Below are 20,443 nucleotides of genomic sequence, written 5' to 3'. Positions count from 1 at the left end.
CGGCGTTTGTCAGCGCCAGACCGGGGCATCCAGCGCGCCATGTACGAGGTGCAGCAGCTCATCGACGGGGTGTGGGGCGCGGCCGGCGAGAACAGCGACCTGCTGGTCATCGATCCGGCCGACAACACCGAGGTGACCCGGGTGCCGGAGGCCACCGAGGCGCACGTGGCGGCGGCGGTGAAGGCGAGCCGGGTCGCCGCCGCCGGTTGGGCCGCCACTCCGGCGGCGGCCCGAGGTGCCGCCCTGCATCGGGTCGCGGACCTGCTGGAGTCGTCCGCCGATCAACTCGCGGAGGCACAGACCGCCGAAATGGGGCGCCCGCTCGGCCTCGCCCGGGGCGGGGTCGAGGCCGGCGTCGGCACCCTGCGCCAGTACGCCGAACTCGGCCCGATCCACCGCGGCCAGGCGCTCGCCGGCAACCCCGAGGCGATCGACCTGATGGCGGTGCAGCCTCGGGGCGTGGTCGCGGCGCTGACGCCGTGGAACGACCCGGTGGCGGTCTCCTGCGGCCTGCTCGGCGCCGCACTGGTCACCGGCAACACGGTGGTCTACAAGCCGAGCGAACGCAGTCCGGTGAGCGGTTGGCTGCTGGCCCGACTCTTCGCCGCGCACCTGCCGGCGGGCGTCCTGTCGCTGCTCACCGGCGGTGCACGGGTCGGTGCGGCGCTCGCCGCGCAGGAGGTGGACGTGGTCGCCCACGTCGGGTCCACCGCCACCGGGCGGTCGATCGCGGCGACCTGCGCCACCACCGGGGCGAAGGCGCTGCTGGAGAACGGCGGCAGTGACCCGCTGATCGTGGACGGCGACGTCGATCCGCGCTGGGCCGCGGAGCAGGCCGCGCTGGGTGCGTTCACCAACTCGGGGCAGCTCTGCGTCGCGGTCGAGCGGATCTACGTGCTGCGGGAGGTCGCGGACGAGTTCGTGGACGCCCTGGTCGCACGGGCCGAGGCGCTGCGGGTGGGGCCGGGACGCGATCCGGGCACGGAGGTCGGGCCGCTGGTCGACCGCCGGCAACGGGCCATGGTCGACGCCCAGGTACGGGCGGCCGTCGCGGACGGTGCACGGGTACGCACCGGCGGTGCCGTGCCGGACGGGCCGGGGGCCTTCTACCCGCCCACGGTGCTGGTCGACTGCACCGACGAGATGGCGGTGATGCGCGAGGAAACCTTCGGTCCGGTCGCCGCGGTGCTGGTGGTGAACTCGTTCGACGAGGCGCTGTCACGGGCGGCGCACTCGCCGTACGGGTTGTCGGCGAGCGTGTTGACCGGGTCGATGACCCACGCCCAGCAGGCCTGGCGGGAGCTTCCGGTCGGCACCGTGAAGATCAACAACGTGTTCGGTGGGGCGCCGGGCGGCGCCGCCCACCCGCGCCGGGGCAGTGGCCAGGGCTTCGGGTACGGCCCCGAACTGCTCGACGAGCTGACCGTGACGAAGGTGGTGCACATCGCCGCACCGGGCGGACCCGCCGGGCGCTGGTGACCCGGCCGGACCGCCGCCCGTACGGCTACTTGTCCCGGGCCCGCGCGGTCTCCCGGTTGTTCGCCTTCTGGATCGCGCCCACCAGCTCGGACTTGTTCATCCGGGACCGGCCCCGCACGTCGAGCTTCTTCGCCACCTCCAGCAGGTGGTCCTTGGTGGCGTTCGCGTCGACGCCACCCGCGGTGGGTGCCCGACGGGCCGGACCGCCACCGGCGGCCTGCTCGTCGCTCGGGCCCTTGCGACCGTTCTCCTTCTGCTCCCAGTGGTCGCCGACCTTCTCGTACGAGTGCTTCACCGCCGCGTACGCGGTCCGGTGTGCCCGTTCGCCCTCGCCGTACGTCTCCACCGCCGAATCGTGCGTCTTCACCCAGGTCTCCTGGGCCTTGTCCGGCGAGCGTTGCAACGTACTCGGGAGTACCTCACGTCCCGGCATGGCATCCTCCTCGCGTCCCGGACCGGTCTGCACCGGCCCCAAACCGTCGTCGGCCAACCCCCACTCTTCCCGGCACCACCTCCGCCAAACGCGAACGCCCGGATCGGGTACCGCCGGTCGGCGATTCGGTTTACCCCGCGGGTGTCGGGGTAGCGCATAGGACATGGACCGGGGCAACAGCAAACACGGACCGCGGCTCGACGACGAGATGAGCCGGGAGGTAGCCAGCACGGTGAACAACACCGCCGGCTCCCGAGCCGAGGAGTGGCGTGAACCCGAGCCCGCCGGTGAGGACCAGCCGGGCTCGACCAGGGCGCCCACCGCCGACACCCGCTCCGGGGCGCCCGCGGGCATGACCTCGGTCGAGGTCGAGGAGCGCAGCCGGCTGGGCCGCTTCATCAGCCTGTCCGCGCTGCCCGGTGACCGAGAGGCGTTGCGCCGCAGCGCGGAGAACAACGAGGCACCGGACGAGATACTCGCCCAGCTTGACCAACTGCCCCCGGACACCGAGTTCCGTACGGTCTCCGAGGTCTGGGCGGTGCTCGGGCATCCGAACGAGACACAACGCTGGTGACCCCTGCCCGCGTACGCGCGGGTGCAGACCGGGTTTCCGGCAGAAGAGGAAGGAAGTCAGATGAGTGCGGTAACCGAATCCGTGGACGTGGCCGTCCCCGTACGGACCGCGTACGACCAGTGGACCCAGTTCGAGGACTTCCCCCGTTTCATGGAGGGAGTCGAGGAGGTCCGCCAGGTCTCCGACACGATGACCCACTGGAAGGTCGGGATCGTCGGCGTGGAACGTGAGTTCGACGCCCGGATCACCGAGCAGCTACCCGACGAGCGGGTGGCGTGGACCTCCACCAACGGCACCAACCAGGCCGGCGTGGTCACCTTCCACCGACTCGACGACGGACACACCCGGGTCACGCTCCAGCTCGAATTCGAGCCGCAGGGCATGACCGAGAAGGCCGGCGACAAGCTCGGCATGGTGGACCGCCGGATCAAGGGCGACATGCAGCGGTTCAAGAACTTCATCGAGGCTCGCGGCGGTGTCGAGACCGGCGCCTGGCGCGGCCAGGTGGACCGGCCGCAGCCGTAGGAACCCTCGAAGCTTCACCGGTGCCCGTCGGGATCTCCCGGCGGGCACCACCGGTTTGCCGGTCCGACCGCCGGGTACGGCCAGAGCATGACCGACAACGACAGCTCTGTCTGGCGCGACGACGAACGGCTACCCCTGCGGGACCTGGAGCGCGCGATGGGCGCGTCGACGCCTGACGGACAGGTGGACGACATGACCGGCAACGACGCGGGCGCGGAGTCGACGTTCGGCAACGGAGCCGAGGCGGACGACGTACTGCCGGCGGACGAGGCCGACCGGGAGGAGATGACCGACCCGCAGCGGGCCTACCGGCCGTCGACGACCGGCCGTAACGGCCCCTCCTGAGGGCGGTCAGGCGGGAGCGGTGTCGGCTCGTCCGCGGCGGGTGGAGGCGAGGTAGAGACCGAGCAGGACCAGCGAGAGAACCAGCAGGGACGGCCCGAGCGTCTCGACGCCGACCCGGCTGAGCAGCACCCCGATACCGGCCGGGAGCAGGGCGCCGCCGAGACCGGCGGCGCCGATCTGCAGGCCGATGGTCCGGTCCGCGTGCGCGACACCTACCCGGTCGGACGTGGTCAGGGTGAGCAGCGGGAAGACCGGCGCTGCGGCGAAGCCGATGATGGCGAGTCCGGTCACCGCCAGCGCGCCCGGCCCCGGTACGGCGACCAGGGCCGCGCCGACGGCCATCCCGATCAGGCTGCCCCGGAGCACGGCGACGCTGCCCAACCGTTCGGCGACCAGCCCCTGCACCACCCGGCCCACGAACAGGCTGCCCCAGTAGATCGAGACGCAGATGCCGGCGACCGTCGCGCTGACCTGGCGTCCCTCGGTGAGCAGCAGGAAGGCCCAGAGTCCGGCGCCCACCTCGACGCCCACGTAGACGGCGAACGCCAGCGCCCCCGTCCAGACCGCGGGCAGGGCGAGGGTGGCCGCGATCGGTACCCGGCCCGGCTCGGCGTACTGGTCCGCCGTCCCGTCCGGCGTCGCCGTCGGGCGCCGGTCCCAGGCTCGTACGGTGAGCACGAACGCGAGGGCGAGCAGGACCTGGGCGCTGGCGACGATGCCGTAGCCCCATCGCCAGGAGAGTCCGGCACCGATCGCACTCGTCATGATCAGGGGCCCGAGTGCCACGCCGAGCCCGAAGAACGCGTGCAGCCAGTTCATGTGCCGGGGCCCGAAGGCGCTCGCCGCGTACGCGTTGAGACCGGAGTCGACCGCTCCGGAGCCAAGCCCGAGCACCAGCGCGCTGACGATCATCACGGTCAGTACGGGCGCCAGCGCATAGCCGGTCAGGGCCAGGCTCGCCAGCGCGGTGCTGCCGGCCAGCAGCCAACCGACACCTACCCGGGCGAGGGTGAAACCGGCCGCGACGCTCGACGTCAGGTAACCGATCGTGCCGGCGGTGAGCAGCAGGCCGACGGCTTCGGTCGGCACCCCGAAGGCGACGCGGATCGACGGCCAGCCGACGCCGAGCAGGCCGTCGGGCAGGCCGAGGCTGACGAAGGCCAGGTAGGCCAGGATGAGCAGGGCGGGGCGGGGGCGGTTCGACACGTCTCGCGATCTTTCCGGATCCCCTGCTGGTACCGCTACCCGGAATATCCAGCAACCGGAGTATTGCCACTTCCGGTACGGCGGGCCCCGGAGCCCTCTAATCCGGACAGCTCCCCAAGAATCGGCCGATCGGACGACGGGCGAACGGGAAAACACCCGGCAGAATTCTTGAGATGCATGAACGCTCCGGTCTGCTTTCCGCGCGTCAACGCCGTCTGGCCTGGGTCGGCTTCCTGCTGACCGCGCTCCAGGCTCCCGTCGCCGCCCAGGTCCTGCCCGACGCCTCCTGGCTGTTCAGCATCGTGGTGGCGCTGATGGTGGCGACAACCATCCTCGCGGACGACGCGATGCGCCGCCGGCCGGCGGAAGCCACACCGGCCGAATAGCCCGCACGATCGACGCCGCCACCCCGGCCCGTACGCGCTGTCGGAACGCGGGGTCGACGAACGGGCAACGTCCTACCGGGGCGGTTCGTCGCCGCCACTGGTGGGCCGCTCCGGGGCCGGCGTCAGCAGGTCGGACGGGTAACCGGCGAGCCCCTCGGTGATCGGGGCCGGCTGGTAGGCGGGCGCGTCCGTTGTCGGTGCCACCGACGCCAACCCCTCGGTCGCCGGCTGGTAACCCGCCGACAGCACGTCCGGCAGCGGCTCGTAAGCGGTCGAGATCCCCTCCGGTCGCGGCTCGTACCCGGCCGACAGCGCATCCGGCAGTGGCTCGTAGGCGGCCAGCCCGTGGGTCGCCGCGGGCTCGTACGCACCGGACGACGCCGGCTCGTACGCGCCCAGGCCGTCCGGGGCGGGCGGATAGGCGCTGCCCAGGCCGTCCGGAGCCGGTGACGTGGGTACGTCGGCCAGGGTGGTTACGGTCAGGGCGGAATCGGCCGGTGGGGTCTCGGTCAGGGTCGGATCGGACGGCAGCGGTTCGGTCAGCGGCGGTACCGACGCACGGGCGGTGATCGCCGGCTCGGCGTACGGGGAACCGGGGTCCGCACCACGCGGGTACGCCTCGCCGCGCGCCCGCCGCTGCCGGGCCTCGTCGGCCACCCGCCGCAGCCACTCCTCCCAGCGCACCCGCATCGGGCCGACCAGCCCCCCGCCGACGCCGACGATCAGGATGCCGGCCACGGTGGCGAGCAGCGTGACGAGCACCGGCACGGTGACCGCGCGGGCGACCCCGGTCTGTACGAACGCGGCGATCACACCGAGCGCGACGACCAGCAGCGACACCACGTCGGCCAGGAGCCGACCGTAGGAGACCCGGCCCAGCGCGTCGCTGATCAGGTCGTGCACCGCGTTGGCGATGACCACGGAGACCGCCACCACCACGAGCGCGACGAAGGCCTGCGGCAGCCAGCCGACCACGGCCCCGACCAGGTCGTGGGCCGGGTTCGGGCCCCAGATCGCGAACGCCAGCCGCAGGGTGAACAGCAGCAACAGGTAGTAGGCCAGCCGGGCGAGCACGGTGGCCGGCCGGTAACGGGTACGGGCCACCAGCCGGCCCAGCCCGCCACGCTGGACGAGTTGGTCGAAGCCGAACCGGTCGAGCAGCCTGATCGCCATCCGCAGGACGAACCGGGCCAGCAGCCAACCGAGCATCAGGATGCCCGCGCAACCGATCAGGCGGGGCACGAACAGCAGCACCGAATTCCAGATCTCGGTCAACTCGGTAGCGACTTCGACCTGCCGTACCGCGAGGATTCCGGGCACGGTGTCCCTCCCGTCACTGGATCACCGCTGCCCGCGTACCCGGCTGGCCCTGGTTCATTCCGGACCCGGCGGCGGCATACGGCAGCTCGCGTACCGTGGTGTCCCCGATCCGGTGGAAACGCCGGAACCGCCCCCCGGCCCGTTGATCGACGGCGGGTTCGTGCCGGCCGGTTAGGCTGCTGTCATGCCAGGCCCGGTCGGGCGGATTCCCGCTCCCCCCTCCCGGCGGACCGGTCTGTCCCCGACGCCCGAATCATCCCGGGAGCCCGACGCGGGGATCCGGTGGGCGGACACTCCGCTGGGTCCGCCCGAGGGGTGGGATCCGGGCCTGCGCGCGGTGGTCGACCTGGTGCTCTCCGCGCCGGTGCCGATGACCCTCGCGTACGGCGACGAATTCGCGTTGATCTACAACGACGGCTACGCCCAACTGCTCGGCGGCAGGCACCCGGACGCCTTCGGCCGTCCCGCCGCCGAGGTCTTCCCCGAGATATGGCACCTGCCCGGCATCGGCGACGAGATCGAACGGGTCTACCGCACCGGCGGCAGCTACCTGGAGAAGGAAGGCCAGCTACCGGTACGGCCGGGCGAGCCGGACCACGTCGACCAGGCGGTTTTCACCCGGGGCTACTCGCCGGTCCGGGACGGTGACGGACGGATCATCGGCATGCTGGTGATCGCCGTGGAGACCACCCAGGTCACCCGGCGGCTACAGAGCCTGAGCGAGCTGGCCAGCGCACTCTCCGGCACCCTCACCCTGGACGACGTGGCGCGGGCCGCGCTGCGCTACGCCCTGGAGTCGTTCGACGCCGACCAGGTCGCCTTCGGAGTGGACGACGGGGTCGACTGGCGTGGCGTACGGCGGGTCCGCGGCGAACTGCTCGACGAGGCCGACGAACGCCTCCCCCCGCTGTGGCGCAGCTACCCGCCCGAGTCCCCCGCCCCGCTGATCGGCACCGCGATCGCCGGCACCCCGCGCTACTGGAACAACGGTCAGCCGCTGCTGCCCACCGCGACCGACCGGCACGACGAGAAGATCCAGGCACTGGCCGCGCTGCCGCTGCGTACCGTGTCGCTGCGCGGGGCGCTGACCGTCGGCTACCGCAGCCCGCATCCCTGGTCACCGGCGGAGCGGGCGCTGCTCACCGCCGCGGCGGAGCTGGTCGCCCAGGCCGCCGAGCGGGCCCGCCGGTTCGAGAACCAGCACGGCACCGCCCAGTTACTGCAACGCAGCATGCTGCCGGAGAACCTGCCCGACCTGCCGAGGCTGCGACTGGCCGCGCGCTACGACGCCGGGGTCGACGGCAACGCCGCCGGTGGCGACTTCTACGACGCCTTCCGGCTCAGCGGGGGCAGGTTGGCGGTGGTCCTCGGCGACGTCGCCGGGCACGACGTACACGCCGCCGCCCTGATGGGTCAGGTCCGCGCGGCGCTGCGCGCGCTGGCGCTCAGCGACCCGGACCCGGCGGCCGTGCTCTCCGGCCTGGACCGGCTGGTGGAGAGCCTGGGCACCGAGCCCCGCCGGGACGAGCTGTTCGTCACCGTCATCTACGGCGTGATCGAACCCGGCACCGGCCTGATGACGCTGGCCAGTGCCGGTCACCCGGCTCCGTTGCTGCGCCGCGCCCCGGCCGGCGGGCCGGTCACCGCGGAGTATCTCGAGGTGCACCCGGGGGTGCCGCTGGGACTGGGTGGTCACCGCCCGACCAGCACCCTGCCGTTCCTGCCCGGCGACACGCTGCTGCTGTTCAGCGACGGGGTGGTGGAGCGGCGGCAGCAGAGCCTGACCGACGGGTTCGCCGCCCTCGCCTCGGCGGTCGCGGCGGCCGCCGTCAGCGATCCCCGTACGCTCTGCGCGGTTGCCAGCGGGGCGGTGCCGGGGTCGAGCGAGGACGACGCAGCGGTGCTGGCGGTGGAGCACGCGCTGACGCCGAGCCGCTCGGCGGTGCTGGAGGTACCGGCCGAGCCGACCGCGCCGGGTCGGGTACGGCAGTGGCTGACCACCCAGCTCACCACCTGGCAGGTGGCCGAGTCGGTGATCGGCGCGGCGGTGCTCTGCACCAGCGAACTGACCACCAACGCCCTGCTGCACGCCGGCACGGCGGCGCGGGTGGAGATCGACCTCAGCCCGGAGCGGCTGCTGGTGTCGGTGGCCGACCAGGGCACCCGGGGCACCGTGACCCGGGCCCGTACCGACACCCTCAGCAGCCGAGGGCGGGGGCTCGGGCTGATCGAGCAGCTCAGCGATGCCTGGGGTACCGACCCGACCGTACGTGGTTCGACCGTCTGGTTCGAGATACTGATAGCGGAGGGTGACCCCGACGTACACAGGTAGGTGGCATGGAGATCGACAAGCCCGCTGGGGTGTTGTTCGACGTCGACGGCACGCTCGTCGACACCGCCTATCTGCACACGGTGAGCTGGTGGGAGGCGCTGCGCCAGGCCGACCAGGAGATCCCGATGGCCGCCATCCACCGCGCCCTCGGTATGGGCTCGGAGCGGTTGCTGCAACACCTGCTCGGCCCGGAACGCGACCGGGACGCCGACGACCGGATCCGGTACGGGCACGACAGCCTCTTCGCCGAGTTCTGGGATCGGCTGCGTCCCCTGCCCGGCGCGGCGGAACTGCTCCGGGCCTGTTCCGCGCGCGGGCTACGGGTGGTACTGGCCACCTCGGCGGCCGAACGTGAACTCGCCGCGCTGCGCGCCGCCCTGCTCGCCGACGACGTGATCGACGGCGTCACCTCGGTGACCGACCCGGACGTGCAGGGCGCGGGCCCCGACCTGCTGGCGGCGGCGCTGGACCACGCGGGGCTGGACCGCAGCCGGGTGGTGTTCGTCGGCGACTCGATCTGGGACGTTGCCGCCGCCGGTGACCTGGACATCCCGTGCATCGCGTTGACCTGCGGCGGGACCGGCCGCAGTGAACTCGCCGGTGCCGGCGCGGCAGCCGTCTTCGACGATCCGGCGGCCCTGCTGGCGGGCCTGTCCGACTCGCCGGTCGGCACGCTCGGCTAGAGCGGTCTCGCCGGTCGGCACGCTCGGCTAGAGCGGTCTCGCCGGTCGTCACGCTCGGCACGGGACGGGCGCCGCTACCAGTCCATGTGCAGGCGTACGGTGGTCGACTCCTCGGTGGTGTGCACGTGGACCAGGTCGCAGAGGTGGTTGACCAGCAGCAGGCCCCGGCCCTGTTCACTGGTGGGTGACGCGGGCAGCAGGCCGGCGAGCCGATTGGTGAGCACACTGGTGCCGATGACCTCGCAGACCATGCCGGTCGGTTCGGCCCAGACCCGCAGCACCGCCGGTTCGCCGCCGTGCACGACCGCGTTGGTGGCTATCTCGTTCGTGGCCAGCCGCAGGTCGGCGACCCGGTCCGGGGCGAGACCGGCCTCGCCCGCGAGCGCGGCGACCAGGGCCCGCATGCCGGCCATTCCGGCCCGGTCGAACAGCAGGGTGGACGGGGTCAGCGGCGGCTCGGGCAGCGGCTGGTTGAACGCGTCGACCACCGTCTCGGGGCTGCCGTAGCCGGCGCTGCCCTGACGTACACCGGCCCGGATCAGCACCGGATGGGTGCTGGCCGCGTCCGCGATCACGTCGGCGTCCAGCCCGATCGCGTCGTACGGGCACAGGATGCTGACCGGCTCGTCGCCCAGGGCCAGGTTGACCAGCGCCTCCTGCTGTACGCAGCGCGGGTACGCCACCGCCGCCCGGCCCGGCCAGATCGGCTCGGCGACGATGCGTACCCGGGTGGTCGGGTGTTCGGCGACGAATGCGTGCAGGATGCCGGGGATGATCCAGCCCGGATTGCGGCCGGCGCCGGCCATGTCGACGTACCGCACCTCGGGCTCGTCGCCGTCGACCGCCTCGTGCGGCACCCCGATCGCCTCGACCGCCTTGCGCAGTGCTTCGTGTCGGGGTTCCGGAACGACGACCAGGACCGGTTCGGCGGCGGCCAGCCCCGCCTCGACGAACGTGCGTACGCCGGTGACGTAGTCGTCGTCGCCTCGGTAGAAGAGGGCCTCGTGGCGCAGGGCACCGGATCGGGACACGGCGCGCGGCACAATGGTCATCTGTCGTACCACCGGCGCAAGGCGCACCCCCCGTGTCGTCGGCACCTCCGGTTGGCACCCTACGCGCGGCCGTTCGGCTCCCGCACCTGGAGATCGGATAGCCGTCTTTCGGCCGAAGGAGTGATCGTGCCCAGAACCTCGCACCGCTACGCGCTGGAACTCACCTGGACCGGGGACCGGGGCAGCGGCACCGCCGACTACCGCGGGTACAGCCGGGCGCACGAGGTGACCGCGCCGGGTCTACCGCCGCTGCTCGGTTCGGCCGATCCGACCTTCCGCGGCGAGGCCGGCCGGTGGAATCCCGAGCAGTTGCTGGTCGCCGCGCTGTCCCAGTGCCACCTGCTGGCGTACCTGCATGTCTGCGCGGTGGCGGGGGTGGTGGTCACCGGTTACGTGGACCGGCCGGAGGGGGTGCTGACCCGTACCTCGGGCGGGGGTGGGCACTTCACCGAGGTGGTGCTCCGGCCCCGGGTCACGGTGGCCGCGGCGGACCAGGTCGACCGGGCGCGGGACCTGCACTCGGAGGCCAACCGGCAGTGTTTCGTCGCCAACTCGGTCAACTTCCCGGTACGCCACGAGCCGGTCATCCTGCTGCCCTGAGGGTGGCCGACGGCCTCGGTCGCGGGCGCCGGGCTGGAGTCCGTGTCCGTGGGTGACGGACACCAGCCCGGCTGTTCCCGGGTGGCAGGGCTCAGCAGGTCACGGCAGTGTCCAGCGCTGGGCGCCGGTGCCGTTGCAGTCGTAGATCTGCAACTGGACCCCGTTGGTGAGGCTGGAGCCGGGGATGTCCAGGCAGCGACCGGACTGCGGGTTGCGCAGGCTGCCGTCGGCCTGGATCGTCCACTGCTGGGCGCCGCTGCTGTTGCACGTCCAGAGGTGGATCTTCGTGCCGTTGACCAGACCGCTGGCCTGTACGTCCAGGCACTTGCCGAGCCCCCGGATGGTGCCGTCGGTGCCGACCGTCCAGCGCTGGTTGGTCGCCCCGTTGCAGTCCCAGGTCTGGACCCGGGTCCCGTCGGCGGTGCCGCTGGCGTTGATGTCGATGCACTTGTTCAGCGCCTTGATCTCACCGGTACGGGGACCGGTGGGTCCGCCGGTGCCGATGCCCGGCCCGACGAAGGTGTAGCTGTCGATGTCCAGGATCGCCCCGCCGCCCCCGGTGAAGACCAGGAACAGGTCGTGGGTGCCGTCGTCGGGTCGGGTCACCGGGGCGGTGACCTCGGTGTAGTTGTCCCAGCCGCCGGTGTTCGGCACGGTCACGCGGGCGACCTCCGGGCCGGTGGTGGAGTCGTACCGGAAGGAGATCGTGCCGGTCGCGCCGCTGCCGTTGCTGACCCGCGCCTTGACCGAGTTGATGCCCTTGAGGCTGACCGCGTGGTGCTTGACCCACTCACCGTTCTGGATGTCACCGAGCCGCTTGCCACCCTCGGCGGCGGCCTGGTCGATGATCTGCGGGCCATTGAGCTGTACGAAGTGCTCGGCCTGCCACTGCTTGGGCCAGAGCGTGATCGTCTGTTCGCCGGTCAGCGGCACCGAACCCGTCGCACCCTGGTCGGTGTAGGTGGCCCGGACCACGAAGAAGAGCACCGAGTCGGGGCCGGCGTGCACCGGGCCGGTGTTGAAGGTGGCACTGCACCCGGTCCCCTCGCCCTCCTCGTGGGCGTGGTCCTGGTGGCCGAGGGCGACCCGGATGATGACCCGGGAGCAGTCGATCGCGCCCTCCTGCGGGTCGGTGGCCGACGCGGTGACGGTGAAGTTCTGTCCCCAGTCGAACATGCCGCCGGCCGGGATCGCGTTGATGGTGACGCTCGGCCGGCTGTTGCCGACGACGATCGGGACCAGTGTGGTGGCGGATCGGCCGGTGCCGTCGCTGACCGTGAGCCGGGCCCGCTTGTCCCCGTTGGTGGTGTACGTGTACGACGGGTTCGCCGCGGTCGAGTCCGTGGTGCCGTTGTTGTCGAAGTCCCACGCGTACGTGATCGGGTCTCCGTCGGGATCGGAGCTGCCGGCGCTGGAGAAGGCGACCGCCAGCGGCGCCGGGCCGTTGTCCCGGTTCACGCTGGCCTGGGCGATCGGCGACCGGCCACCCTGCACATAGTTGATCTTGTACAGGCCGGCGTCGGCGGCGCCAGAGAAGTAGCCGCTGCCGTATTCGAGCAGGTAGAGCGAGCCGTCCGGGCCGAACTCCATGTCGATCGGGTGCACCAGGTTCATCCCGGCGAGTACGGGTTCGATCAGGGTCGGGGTGCCGGTCGACGGGTTGCCGTTGTTGAACTGGACCTCCTTGATCCAGTTGCGGCAGTACTCGGAGATGAGCAGCTTGTTGTCGTAGTACTGCGGCCACTTCACGTCCGAGACCAGGTTCGGGTCGTAGTGGTAGACCTCGGTGTGGTTGGGCGAGCCGCAGCCACCGGGGTTGTCCAGCGCGGGCCACTCCCGGCTGCCGCCGTGCTGTTCCCAGACCAGCGCCGGCTTGGTCGGCGGCAACTGCTGGATGCCGGTGTTGCGCGGCGAGTTGTTCACCGGTCCGGTGGTGCCGCCGCAGGGGAACCAGCCCCGAGGCGCGTTGGCGGCGAAGTCCCAGTCGTTGTACGCGACGTTCGGCCCACCGCAGTACGGCCAGCCGTAGTTGCCCGGCCCGGTGGCCCGGTTGAACTCGTCGTACGCGGCCGGTCCCCGGTTGGCGAGCGTGGCACCGGCGTCGGGGCCGACCTCGCCCCAGTAGAGGGTGTTGCCGGCGCGCTTGTCGACCCAGATCCGGTACGGGTTCCGGGTGCCCATGATGTACACCTCGGGGCGGGTGCCGGCGGTCCCGGCGGGGAAGAGGTTCCCGCTCGGCACGGTGTAGGTGCCGTTGTTCTCCGGGTGGATCCGGTTGATCTTCCCGCGCAGGTCGTTGGCGTTGCCGGAGGTGCGCTGGGCGTCGTACTGGGCGTTGCGGGAGGTGCGTTCGTCGATCGGTGCCATGCCGGCGCTGTCGCCGCCGGAGTTGGTGTTGTCACCGACGGCGAAGTACAGGTTCCCGTTGCTGTCCCAGCTCATCGACCCGGCCGAGTGGCAGCAGAGTTCCCGCTCGGTCGGCCACTCGATCAGCATGTCCTCGCTGGCCGGGTCGAGCACGTTGGTAGTGGTGTTGAAGGTGAACCGGGCGATCCGGTTGACCAACGGGGTCACCTTCGGCGAGTAGAACAGGTAGACCCACCGGTTGGTGGCGAAGCTGGGGTGCAGGGTGATGCCGATCAGGCCGTCCTCGAACCGGGCGTCGAGTTGCACGGTCAGCGCCACCGTGGTGACCCGGGTGGTGGGGTTGTAGAGGCGCACCTGGCCGCCGCCGGCGGTGGTGCCCCGGTTGATGTAGAGCACCTTGCCGTCGGGGAGCACGGACAGCTCGATCGGTTCACCCATGGACAGCCCACCGTCGAGCTTGACCTTCTCGAAGCCGGTGGTCGGCGGTGGTGCGGCGGCTACCACCGGTGCCGCCTGCGCGACGGCGTTCACCGCCGGTTGGACGGCCGCCTGAGGCGCGGGTGCCACGGCCGGCGCGGCGCCGGCCGGAGCCGTCCAACCACCTAAACCGAGCACTGTGGACAGAGCGATGGCGCCGACCAGTGGCCGGCGAGGAATGCGTAGCACGAGACCTCCACGTACGTAAGGGCGATCTCGGTGCCGCTCCCGCCGACCGGAGGAGACACCGCGGTGCAGCAGACATTAGCGTCTTTCACTGCGATAGCCCAGAAGTTTCCGCCCTGTAACCAAAAGTTGGCGCTCCATCGACAGAAGTCGAACAAGCGGGGGCGATCCGGGCACCGGAAGCACGGGCAGAACATCCGCGTATGTCACTGCGTTCGGACACAGGGTCTTCACATGGGCGTTACACCGCCGGTACGGTGGTCGATATCCGTGGGAGCGCTTCCATCCACGGCTCTCGATTCCATTCGCTACCGGAAAGGAACCCGCATGCGCAGACGATCAGCGCTCACCGCGGCCGGGGCCAGCACCACCGCCGCGCTGACGCTAGCCGTCGCCACCGTGGTCGGCCTCGACCTGCTGCACCCCGGCACCGCCGCCGCGGCCGACTCGGTCTTCTACGTCGACCCGGCCACCAGCGCCGCCGTCTGGACCGCCGCCAACCCCGGCGACTCGCGCGCCGCCGTCATCCGCGACCGGATCGCCAGCGTGCCGCAGGGTCGCTGGTTCGCCACCTACAACCCCACCGCCGTACGCGGACAGGTGGACTCGTTCGTCGGCGCCGCCGCTGCCGCCGGCAAGATACCGATCCTGGTCGTCTACAACATCCCGAACCGGGACTGCAGTGGCGCCAGCAGCGGCGGAGCGCCCAACCACACCGCCTACCGACAGTGGGTGGACCAGGTCGCGCTCGGCCTGGCCGGCCGCCCGGCCAGCATCATCCTGGAGCCGGACGTGCTCGCCCAGATGAGCAGCTGCCAGAACGCCGCCCAGCAGGCCGAGACCAGGGCCTCCATGGCGTACGCCGGCAAGCAGCTCAAGGCGGCCTCAGCCCAGGCGAAGGTCTACTTCGACGCGGCCCACTCGGCCTGGCTCGCCCCCGCCGAGATGGCCAACCGCCTCGTCGGCGCCGACATCGCCAACAGCGCCGACGGCATCTCGATCAACGTGTCCAACTACCGCACCACCGCCGAATCCGTCGCGTACGGCAAGAACGTCATCGCGGCCACCGGAATCTCCCGGCTGAAGATCGTGGTGGACACCAGCCGCAACGGCAACGGGCCGGCCGGCGGCGAGTGGTGCGACCCACCGGGACGGGCGATCGGCACCCCCAGCACCAACAACACCGGTGACTCGGCGGTCGACGCCCTACTGTGGATCAAGCTGCCGGGTGAGGCGGACGGCTGCATCGCCGGTGCCGGACAGTTCGTCCCGCAGCGGGCGTACGACCTGGCGATCGCGGCCGGGCCGGTCCCGACCACGCCACCGGTGACCACCGCCCCGCCGACCACGCCACCGGCAACCACACCACCGCCCACCACCCCGCCCGCGACCACGCCGCCGGCCACCACTCCCCCGGCGACAACTCCTCCGCCGGCCGGCGGCTGCCGGGTGGCCTACGTGCCAAACGTGTGGAGCGGTGGCTTCACCGCCGACGTCCGGCTGACCAACGGCAGCAGCGCGGTCAGCAGCTGGACGCTCACCTTCACCGTCGGCTCGACCGTGCGCCTCAGCAACGGCTGGAACGGCACCTGGAGCCAGTCGGGCAGCCAGCTCACCGTCCGCAACGCGGCCTGGAACGGCAGCCTGCCGGCCGGCGGCACCGCCAGCGTCGGCTTCCAGGGCACCTACACCGGCACCCTGCCCGCGCCGACCGCCTTCGCTCTCAACGGCACCGCCTGCACCAGCTGACCCCCGCCCAGCTGGAACGGGAGCCCTGCGCCGGAAATCGGGCGCAGGGCTCCTACGTGTCATCACCGACTCCCGGGACGCCTGGGACGCGACGGCCATCGCGGCCACCCCCATCGGACGGCGGGTACGGGTTAGCGCCGTACCGGGGCGGGAAACCGTGGCATTGACGAAGGAGGCAGCTGATGACCACACCCATGTCCTCTAGTGGGCGGGCAGCGATACCGGGCCTGCTCGGTGGTGGCTCCAACCTGCCACCCGGTCCGGCCGGCGGGGTCGGGATGCCCGGTGCCGGCGGTGCCGACAACCTCCGCCCGAGCGTGACCATGGCGTCGTATCCCGACTACTCCGGGGCGCAACAGGCGGTCGACTTCCTTGCCGACAACCGGTTCCCGGTGGAACGTACCGCCATCATCGGCACCAACCTCGCGCTGGTGGAGACGGTGCTGGGGCGGCTGACCACCGCTCGGGCCGCCCTGGCCGGTCTGGCCACCGGTGCGTGGTTCGGGCTGTTCATCGGCCTGTTGTTCGGCATCTTCACCGTCGGCAACTGGTGGGCCGTGATCGTCGCCGGTCTGCTGATCGGTGCCGCCTGGGGAGCGATCTTCGGTGCCATCGCGCACGCCAGCACCGGCGGACGCCGAGATTTCACCTCGGCGGCCACCCTGCGCGCCCGTGAGTACGCGGTCACCGTCGACGCGGACCTCGCCGACCAGGCCCGCCAGGTGCTGAGCCGGATGAACTGGCAAACCGCTCCCGGCTGATACGTCGGACCGAGGGCCCCTCGCCACCTTCCGGGAGCGGTGACGAGGGGCCCTTCCGGCTACCTGTACCGCAGCTCGCCCGAGCTGATCGGGGCGGTCACCCGGTTCTCGGTCGGGGCGAGCGGGCAGGCCCAGCGGTCGTCGTAGGCACAGCTTGGGTTGTACGCGTAGTTGAAGTCGAGACGGACGCGATCCTCGGCGAGCACGGTGAGACCACGGCCGAAGGTGCCCTTGACGGTGTCGGTGAGGTAGCGGCCACCGCCGTACGACTCCGGGCCGCAGGTGCCGTCGCGGAAGGGCAGGAACAGGCCGCCGCCGTACGCCTCGATCCACCAGAGGGTCAGCGGACCCCACGGCGTCTGCGCGACGCCGACCCGGCGGTACTGCACGACCCCGTCGGGCCCGCCGGTGTCGATCCGCAGGGTGCCCTCCGCGGGCCGCACCGGGACCTCGACCACGGCTTCCGGATTCTCCGGGAAGTACCGCACGCCGGTGAACGCCGGCCGCTCTTCGAGCGGAATGGGCGACTGCGGGTGCTGGGCGAACAGAACGTCGCGAGCGGCCCGGAAGCCGGTCAGGTCCAGGTCGGAGAGGTAGAGCCGGGCCACCCGCTCGCGCCAGTCGCTGAGATCAAGTTCGTCCACCCGGCCCACGGTAGCCCGGTGGCGGCGCCGGGGTCAGCCGTCCGTGGCCAACCGGCCGTGGATGTGTTCGTCGTAACGCTGCTGGTCGCCGTATCGGTACGACTCGCGCAGGGTCCCCTCCAGCGGGTAACCGGCCTTCTCCGCCACCCGGCAGGAGGCGGCGTTCGCCACCGCGTGGCACAGTTCGATCCGGTGCAGTCCGAGCTGCTGGAACGCGAAGCCGGTCACGGTGCCGACGGCCAGCGCCGCCAGGCCCCGTCCCCGCGCCGGGGCGAGCGTCCAGTAGCCGATCGAGCCGTCCCCGTCGTGGATGCGGTGCAGCGAGACCGAGCCGAGCAGTGCCCCGGACGCCGGATCGGCCACCGCGAACGAGGCGTGGTCCCCGCTGGACCAGTCGGCCCGGCGCCGGACCCACTCGCGGGCGCCTTCGAGGCCGGCCGCCGCGCTCGGCGCGGCGTTCCACTGGGCGATCGCCGGTTCGCGCATGGCCGCCAGGACCTCGGGCGCGTCCGCCAGGTCCCACGGCCGCAGCAACAGACCGGGTACGGATATCTGCACAGGTTCCACGGTCGTGCAGTCTCGCATCCCGGACCGGGCGGTGCCTGCGATTTCCCGCTCGAACGCGCCGCGCGAGGCGGTCTCTTCAAACCCGTAGGACATGCCCTCCCGAGCTGAGAGCGCTGATCCTCACCCTGCCAGCAGGTTTGTTTCTAATTTGAAAGAGTGCTACTGTTCCGTACGTGACGCAGAGTTTGAACAGCGCTCAGCTCGTCTGCTGGCGCGCGTACATCGAGTCGAGCCAGCGGTTGTTCAACCAGCTCGAAGACGAGTTGCGCGCGACGAGCGAGCTGAGCCTCGCCGACTACCAGGTGCTGGTCCTGCTCTCCGAGACGCCCGGCCAGCGCCTGCGGATGGGTGAGCTGGCCGGGCAACTGGTCTTCTCACCCAGCCGGCTGACGTACCAGATCTCGACCATGGAAAAGCGCGGCCTGGTCACCCGGCAGCCGTGCCCCGCCGACCGACGCGGCAGCGAGGCGGTGCTGACGGCCGCCGGCCTGCTCACCCTCCAGCAGGCCGCCCCGCAGCACGCGGCATCGGTACGCCAGCACCTGATGGACGACCTGAGCGAGGACGAGCTGACCGTCCTGACCCGGGTGTTCGAGCGGCTCGGCGAACGCCTGGCCCCCACCCGTCCCTCCGCCACCGACTCCCCCACCAGCTCCGACCTCACCACCAGCTAGGAGAAGACGATGCCCGCGATCACCGTGGAAAACGTGCTGGTCCTGCCGCGGCTGCCGCGACTCGACGAGCAGACCACCGAATACCGGAAGGTGCGCCGGGTGATCACCGCACCGAGTGGCTTCGAGGGCGAGGGCTTCCCGGTCCGGCGCGCGTTCGCCGGGGTGCCGATGCCCGAACTCGACCCGTTCATCCACCTGGACCAGATGGGCGAGGTCGACTACGCGCCGGGTGAGCCGAAGGGCACGCCGTGGCACCCGCACCGAGGGTTCGAGACGGTCACGTACATCATCGACGGGATCTTCGACCACCAGGACTCCAACGGCGGCGGGGGCACCATCACCGACGGGGACACCCAGTGGATGACCGCAGGTAGCGGACTGCTGCACATCGAGGCACCGCCGGAGCACCTGGTGATGAGCGGTGGTCTCTTCCACGGCCTGCAGCTCTGGGTCAACCTGCCCCGGGTGGCCAAGATGAACCCGCCGCGCTACCAGGACATCCGGGGCAAGGAGTCGGCCCTGCTGACCACCCCGGACGGCGGCGCGCTGCTGCGGGTCATCGCCGGTGAGATCGACGGCCACCAGGGACCGGGCTCGACCTTCACCCCGATCACCATCACCCACGTGACGGTGCAGCCCGGCGCCTCGGTCGACCTGCCCTGGCGCTCGGACTTCAACGCCCTGGTCTACGTTCTCGGCGGGCGGGGCACGGTCGGCACCGAACGCCGGCCGGTGCACACCGGTCAGCTCGCGGTGCACGGGCCCGGCGAGGCCCTGCGGTTCGCCGCCGACGAGCAGCAGGACTCGAACACACCCGTGCTCGACCTCTACATCATGGGCGGCCTCCCGATCCGGGAGCCGGTCGCGCAGTACGGCCCGTTCGTGATGAACACCCGCGACGAGCTGGCCAAGGCGTTCGAGGACTACCAGGCCGGCCGGCTGGGAGTCATCCCCGCCGCACGGGTCCCGCACACCGACGGCCGCACCCCGCGCCCGTAACACGGCACAGCGACGCCCCCGTACCGCATCGGTACGGGGGCGTCCGGGCTGCTGCCGGGACCGCTTCGGGACCCGCCCGGAGCGGTCACCGGGCTCGGGCGGCGTCAGGCGGTGGGCCGCAGGTGGGCGTGGGCCCATTCCTCGAACGTGGTCAGCGGGATGCCGAGGGCCCGTGCGTACTCCGGGCGGGCGGGTTGCCCGGTCACGTTGATGCGTGCGTGCGAGACGCCCGCCCACACCGGCATTCCCGCGGCGAGCGCCTCCTCCTCGGTCATGTCGGGCGCGGTCAGCTCGGTGCCCAGGGCACCGGAGAGGACCTTCGCGATGTCCGTCATGGTCAGGTAGTCGCTCGCCAGTTCCAGCTCCACACGGTGGAACCGTTCGGGTTCGGCGATGGCCGCGGCGACCGCCCTGCCGATGTCGTCGACCGCGACGAGGGAGAGCCGGGTCTGTGGCTTCAGGACGGTCGCCAGGCCGCCGTCGACACCCCGGGGGAACAGGTACGCGACCGACGGCAGGAAGTTCTCCATGAACCAGCCCGGCTTGACCAGCGTCCAGTGTTCGAAGCCCGCCTCGCGTACGCGATCCTGGATGCCGGCCTTGGTGGTGTAGTAGAGCGCCAACGGCGCCCAGCGGCCTTCGTCCCAGCCGGCGGTCTCGGTGTGCTGTCCGGCACCGGAGACGGACGTGTGCACGAACTGCGGCACACCGGCGGCCAGCGCGGCCTCGATCAGGTTGACGGCCTGGGCCAGCTCGCCGTCGAAGTCGAGACCGCCCTCGGTCATCCGGGGCATCTGCACCGAGAAGACGGCTCGGGCTCCCCGTGCGGCCCGGACCAGGGAGTCGCGGTCGTCGAGGTCGCCGGTGACCAGTTCGGCGCCGAGAGCTTCGACGGCCTTCGCTCGATCCGTTGCGGGGTCACGGACCAACGCCCGGACGGGTACGCCCGCCGCGAGCAGGGCACGGGTGGTGGCGCCACCCTGTTGTCCGGTGGCGCCGGTGACCAGGACGGGTGCGGGATCGGTGTCCATTGGGACTCCTCCTGAACTGCACGTACGTTAAACGGCGGGGCCCGCCGTTTATG

The 20,443-nt window shown here is 71.5% G+C and carries 20 protein-coding genes; 12 read left to right on the top strand and 8 right to left on the bottom strand.

The window, feature by feature from the left end; genetic code table 11:
- Positions 1–39 precede the first annotated feature (39 nt).
- On the top strand, positions 40–1,479 hold the full coding sequence (locus AB0J90_RS20060) for an aldehyde dehydrogenase family protein (protein WP_363597890.1): 1,440 nt from the start codon (positions 40–42) through the stop codon (positions 1,477–1,479).
- A 25-nt stretch (positions 1,480–1,504) separates the two neighbouring features.
- Here the strand turns inward: AB0J90_RS20060 and AB0J90_RS20055 are convergent, their stop codons facing one another.
- Positions 1,505–1,912, bottom strand: coding sequence for a ChaB family protein (locus tag AB0J90_RS20055; RefSeq protein ID WP_363597888.1), 408 nt, complete (start codon positions 1,910–1,912; stop codon positions 1,505–1,507).
- A 163-nt stretch (positions 1,913–2,075) separates the two neighbouring features.
- Here AB0J90_RS20055 and AB0J90_RS20050 point away from each other — a divergent pair, with 163 nt between their 5' ends.
- From AB0J90_RS20050 to AB0J90_RS20040, 3 genes are all read left to right on the top strand, one after another.
- Positions 2,076–2,486: a DUF2795 domain-containing protein gene (locus AB0J90_RS20050; RefSeq protein WP_363597886.1), complete on the top strand. Its 411-nt coding sequence runs from the start codon at positions 2,076–2,078 to the stop codon at positions 2,484–2,486.
- 60 nt (positions 2,487–2,546) lie between these two features.
- Entirely contained in the window at positions 2,547–3,011 is a 465-nt protein-coding gene (locus tag AB0J90_RS20045) for an SRPBCC family protein (RefSeq protein WP_363597884.1), read from the top strand.
- 87 nt (positions 3,012–3,098) lie between these two features.
- Positions 3,099–3,356 (top strand): hypothetical protein, encoded by a 258-nt coding sequence (locus AB0J90_RS20040; RefSeq protein WP_363597882.1) that lies wholly within the window; start codon positions 3,099–3,101, stop codon positions 3,354–3,356.
- 6 nt (positions 3,357–3,362) lie between these two features.
- Here the strand turns inward: AB0J90_RS20040 and AB0J90_RS20035 are convergent, their stop codons facing one another.
- On the bottom strand, positions 3,363–4,562 hold the full coding sequence (locus AB0J90_RS20035) for an MFS transporter (RefSeq protein WP_363597880.1): 1,200 nt from the start codon (positions 4,560–4,562) through the stop codon (positions 3,363–3,365).
- A 173-nt stretch (positions 4,563–4,735) separates the two neighbouring features.
- Here AB0J90_RS20035 and AB0J90_RS20030 point away from each other — a divergent pair, with 173 nt between their 5' ends.
- Positions 4,736–4,948 carry a hypothetical protein gene (locus AB0J90_RS20030; protein ID WP_326559585.1) on the top strand — a complete coding sequence of 71 codons (213 nt, stop codon included), beginning with the start codon at positions 4,736–4,738 and terminating at the stop codon, positions 4,946–4,948.
- Between the two features lie 72 nt (positions 4,949–5,020).
- Here AB0J90_RS20030 and AB0J90_RS20025 read toward each other — a convergent pair whose 3' ends face one another.
- A complete protein-coding gene (locus AB0J90_RS20025; protein ID WP_363597878.1) occupies positions 5,021–6,268 on the bottom strand; it encodes a hypothetical protein in 1,248 nt (415 codons plus the stop codon).
- A gap of 184 nt (positions 6,269–6,452) precedes the next feature.
- Between AB0J90_RS20025 and AB0J90_RS20020 the strand changes: the two genes are divergently transcribed.
- Both AB0J90_RS20020 and AB0J90_RS20015 read left to right on the top strand, forming a co-directional pair.
- A complete protein-coding gene (locus AB0J90_RS20020; protein ID WP_363597876.1) occupies positions 6,453–8,600 on the top strand; it encodes a SpoIIE family protein phosphatase in 2,148 nt (715 codons plus the stop codon).
- 5 nt (positions 8,601–8,605) lie between these two features.
- A complete protein-coding gene (locus AB0J90_RS20015; RefSeq protein ID WP_363597874.1) occupies positions 8,606–9,283 on the top strand; it encodes an HAD family hydrolase in 678 nt (225 codons plus the stop codon).
- A 74-nt stretch (positions 9,284–9,357) separates the two neighbouring features.
- Here the strand turns inward: AB0J90_RS20015 and AB0J90_RS20010 are convergent, their stop codons facing one another.
- Entirely contained in the window at positions 9,358–10,335 is a 978-nt protein-coding gene (locus tag AB0J90_RS20010) for an anti-sigma factor RsbA family regulatory protein (RefSeq protein WP_363597872.1), read from the bottom strand.
- Between the two features lie 126 nt (positions 10,336–10,461).
- Between AB0J90_RS20010 and AB0J90_RS20005 the strand changes: the two genes are divergently transcribed.
- Positions 10,462–10,935, top strand: coding sequence for an OsmC family protein (locus AB0J90_RS20005; protein ID WP_363597870.1), 474 nt, complete (start codon positions 10,462–10,464; stop codon positions 10,933–10,935).
- A 99-nt stretch (positions 10,936–11,034) separates the two neighbouring features.
- Here the strand turns inward: AB0J90_RS20005 and AB0J90_RS20000 are convergent, their stop codons facing one another.
- Complete coding sequence (locus tag AB0J90_RS20000) at positions 11,035–13,968, bottom strand: carbohydrate-binding protein (RefSeq protein WP_363597868.1); 2,934 nt, start codon at positions 13,966–13,968, stop codon at positions 11,035–11,037.
- Between the two features lie 324 nt (positions 13,969–14,292).
- On the opposite strand from AB0J90_RS20000, the gene AB0J90_RS19995 reads away from it, so the two are divergent.
- Positions 14,293–15,714, top strand: a complete 1,422-nt coding sequence (locus tag AB0J90_RS19995) for a glycoside hydrolase family 6 protein (protein ID WP_363597866.1) — start codon at positions 14,293–14,295, stop codon at positions 15,712–15,714.
- A gap of 182 nt (positions 15,715–15,896) precedes the next feature.
- Complete coding sequence (locus tag AB0J90_RS19990) at positions 15,897–16,475, top strand: general stress protein (RefSeq protein ID WP_363597864.1); 579 nt, start codon at positions 15,897–15,899, stop codon at positions 16,473–16,475.
- A 59-nt stretch (positions 16,476–16,534) separates the two neighbouring features.
- Here AB0J90_RS19990 and AB0J90_RS19985 read toward each other — a convergent pair whose 3' ends face one another.
- Positions 16,535–17,119 carry a DUF1684 domain-containing protein gene (locus AB0J90_RS19985; RefSeq protein WP_363597862.1) on the bottom strand — a complete coding sequence of 195 codons (585 nt, stop codon included), beginning with the start codon at positions 17,117–17,119 and terminating at the stop codon, positions 16,535–16,537.
- Between the two features lie 33 nt (positions 17,120–17,152).
- Positions 17,153–17,686: a GNAT family N-acetyltransferase gene (locus AB0J90_RS19980; protein WP_363597860.1), complete on the bottom strand. Its 534-nt coding sequence runs from the start codon at positions 17,684–17,686 to the stop codon at positions 17,153–17,155.
- Between the two features lie 173 nt (positions 17,687–17,859).
- Here AB0J90_RS19980 and AB0J90_RS19975 point away from each other — a divergent pair, with 173 nt between their 5' ends.
- Positions 17,860–18,360 (top strand): MarR family transcriptional regulator, encoded by a 501-nt coding sequence (locus tag AB0J90_RS19975; protein WP_363597858.1) that lies wholly within the window; start codon positions 17,860–17,862, stop codon positions 18,358–18,360.
- Between the two features lie 9 nt (positions 18,361–18,369).
- Positions 18,370–19,359: a pirin family protein gene (locus AB0J90_RS19970; RefSeq protein WP_363597856.1), complete on the top strand. Its 990-nt coding sequence runs from the start codon at positions 18,370–18,372 to the stop codon at positions 19,357–19,359.
- A 104-nt stretch (positions 19,360–19,463) separates the two neighbouring features.
- On the opposite strand, the gene AB0J90_RS19965 is transcribed toward AB0J90_RS19970, so the two are convergent.
- Positions 19,464–20,390 carry an NmrA/HSCARG family protein gene (locus AB0J90_RS19965; RefSeq protein WP_363597854.1) on the bottom strand — a complete coding sequence of 309 codons (927 nt, stop codon included), beginning with the start codon at positions 20,388–20,390 and terminating at the stop codon, positions 19,464–19,466.
- Positions 20,391–20,443 lie beyond the last annotated feature (53 nt).

Source organism: Micromonospora sp. NPDC049523, assembly GCF_040676775.1.
Lineage (GTDB): Bacteria > Actinomycetota > Actinomycetes > Mycobacteriales > Micromonosporaceae > Micromonospora_G.
This window is presented reverse-complemented; position numbering and strand designations above follow the sequence as displayed.

Excerpts from the sequence above, each read along its gene's own strand:
- AB0J90_RS20040 (WP_363597882.1), top strand. The coding sequence starts at position 3,099 with ATGACCGACAACGACAGCTCTGTCTGGCGCGACGACGAACGGCTACCC.
- AB0J90_RS20010 (WP_363597872.1), bottom strand. The coding sequence starts at position 10,335 with ATGACCATTGTGCCGCGCGCCGTGTCCCGATCCGGTGCCCTGCGCCAC.
- AB0J90_RS20055 (WP_363597888.1), bottom strand. The coding sequence starts at position 1,912 with ATGCCGGGACGTGAGGTACTCCCGAGTACGTTGCAACGCTCGCCGGAC.
- AB0J90_RS20050 (WP_363597886.1), top strand. The coding sequence starts at position 2,076 with ATGGACCGGGGCAACAGCAAACACGGACCGCGGCTCGACGACGAGATG.
- AB0J90_RS19995 (WP_363597866.1), top strand. The coding sequence starts at position 14,293 with ATGCGCAGACGATCAGCGCTCACCGCGGCCGGGGCCAGCACCACCGCC.
- AB0J90_RS20015 (WP_363597874.1), top strand. The coding sequence starts at position 8,606 with ATGGAGATCGACAAGCCCGCTGGGGTGTTGTTCGACGTCGACGGCACG.
- AB0J90_RS20030 (WP_326559585.1), top strand. The coding sequence starts at position 4,736 with ATGCATGAACGCTCCGGTCTGCTTTCCGCGCGTCAACGCCGTCTGGCC.
- AB0J90_RS19965 (WP_363597854.1), bottom strand. The coding sequence starts at position 20,390 with ATGGACACCGATCCCGCACCCGTCCTGGTCACCGGCGCCACCGGACAA.
- AB0J90_RS20045 (WP_363597884.1), top strand. The coding sequence starts at position 2,547 with ATGAGTGCGGTAACCGAATCCGTGGACGTGGCCGTCCCCGTACGGACC.
- AB0J90_RS20060 (WP_363597890.1), top strand. The coding sequence starts at position 40 with ATGTACGAGGTGCAGCAGCTCATCGACGGGGTGTGGGGCGCGGCCGGC.
- AB0J90_RS19990 (WP_363597864.1), top strand. The coding sequence starts at position 15,897 with ATGACCACACCCATGTCCTCTAGTGGGCGGGCAGCGATACCGGGCCTG.
- AB0J90_RS20020 (WP_363597876.1), top strand. The coding sequence starts at position 6,453 with ATGCCAGGCCCGGTCGGGCGGATTCCCGCTCCCCCCTCCCGGCGGACC.
- AB0J90_RS19970 (WP_363597856.1), top strand. The coding sequence starts at position 18,370 with ATGCCCGCGATCACCGTGGAAAACGTGCTGGTCCTGCCGCGGCTGCCG.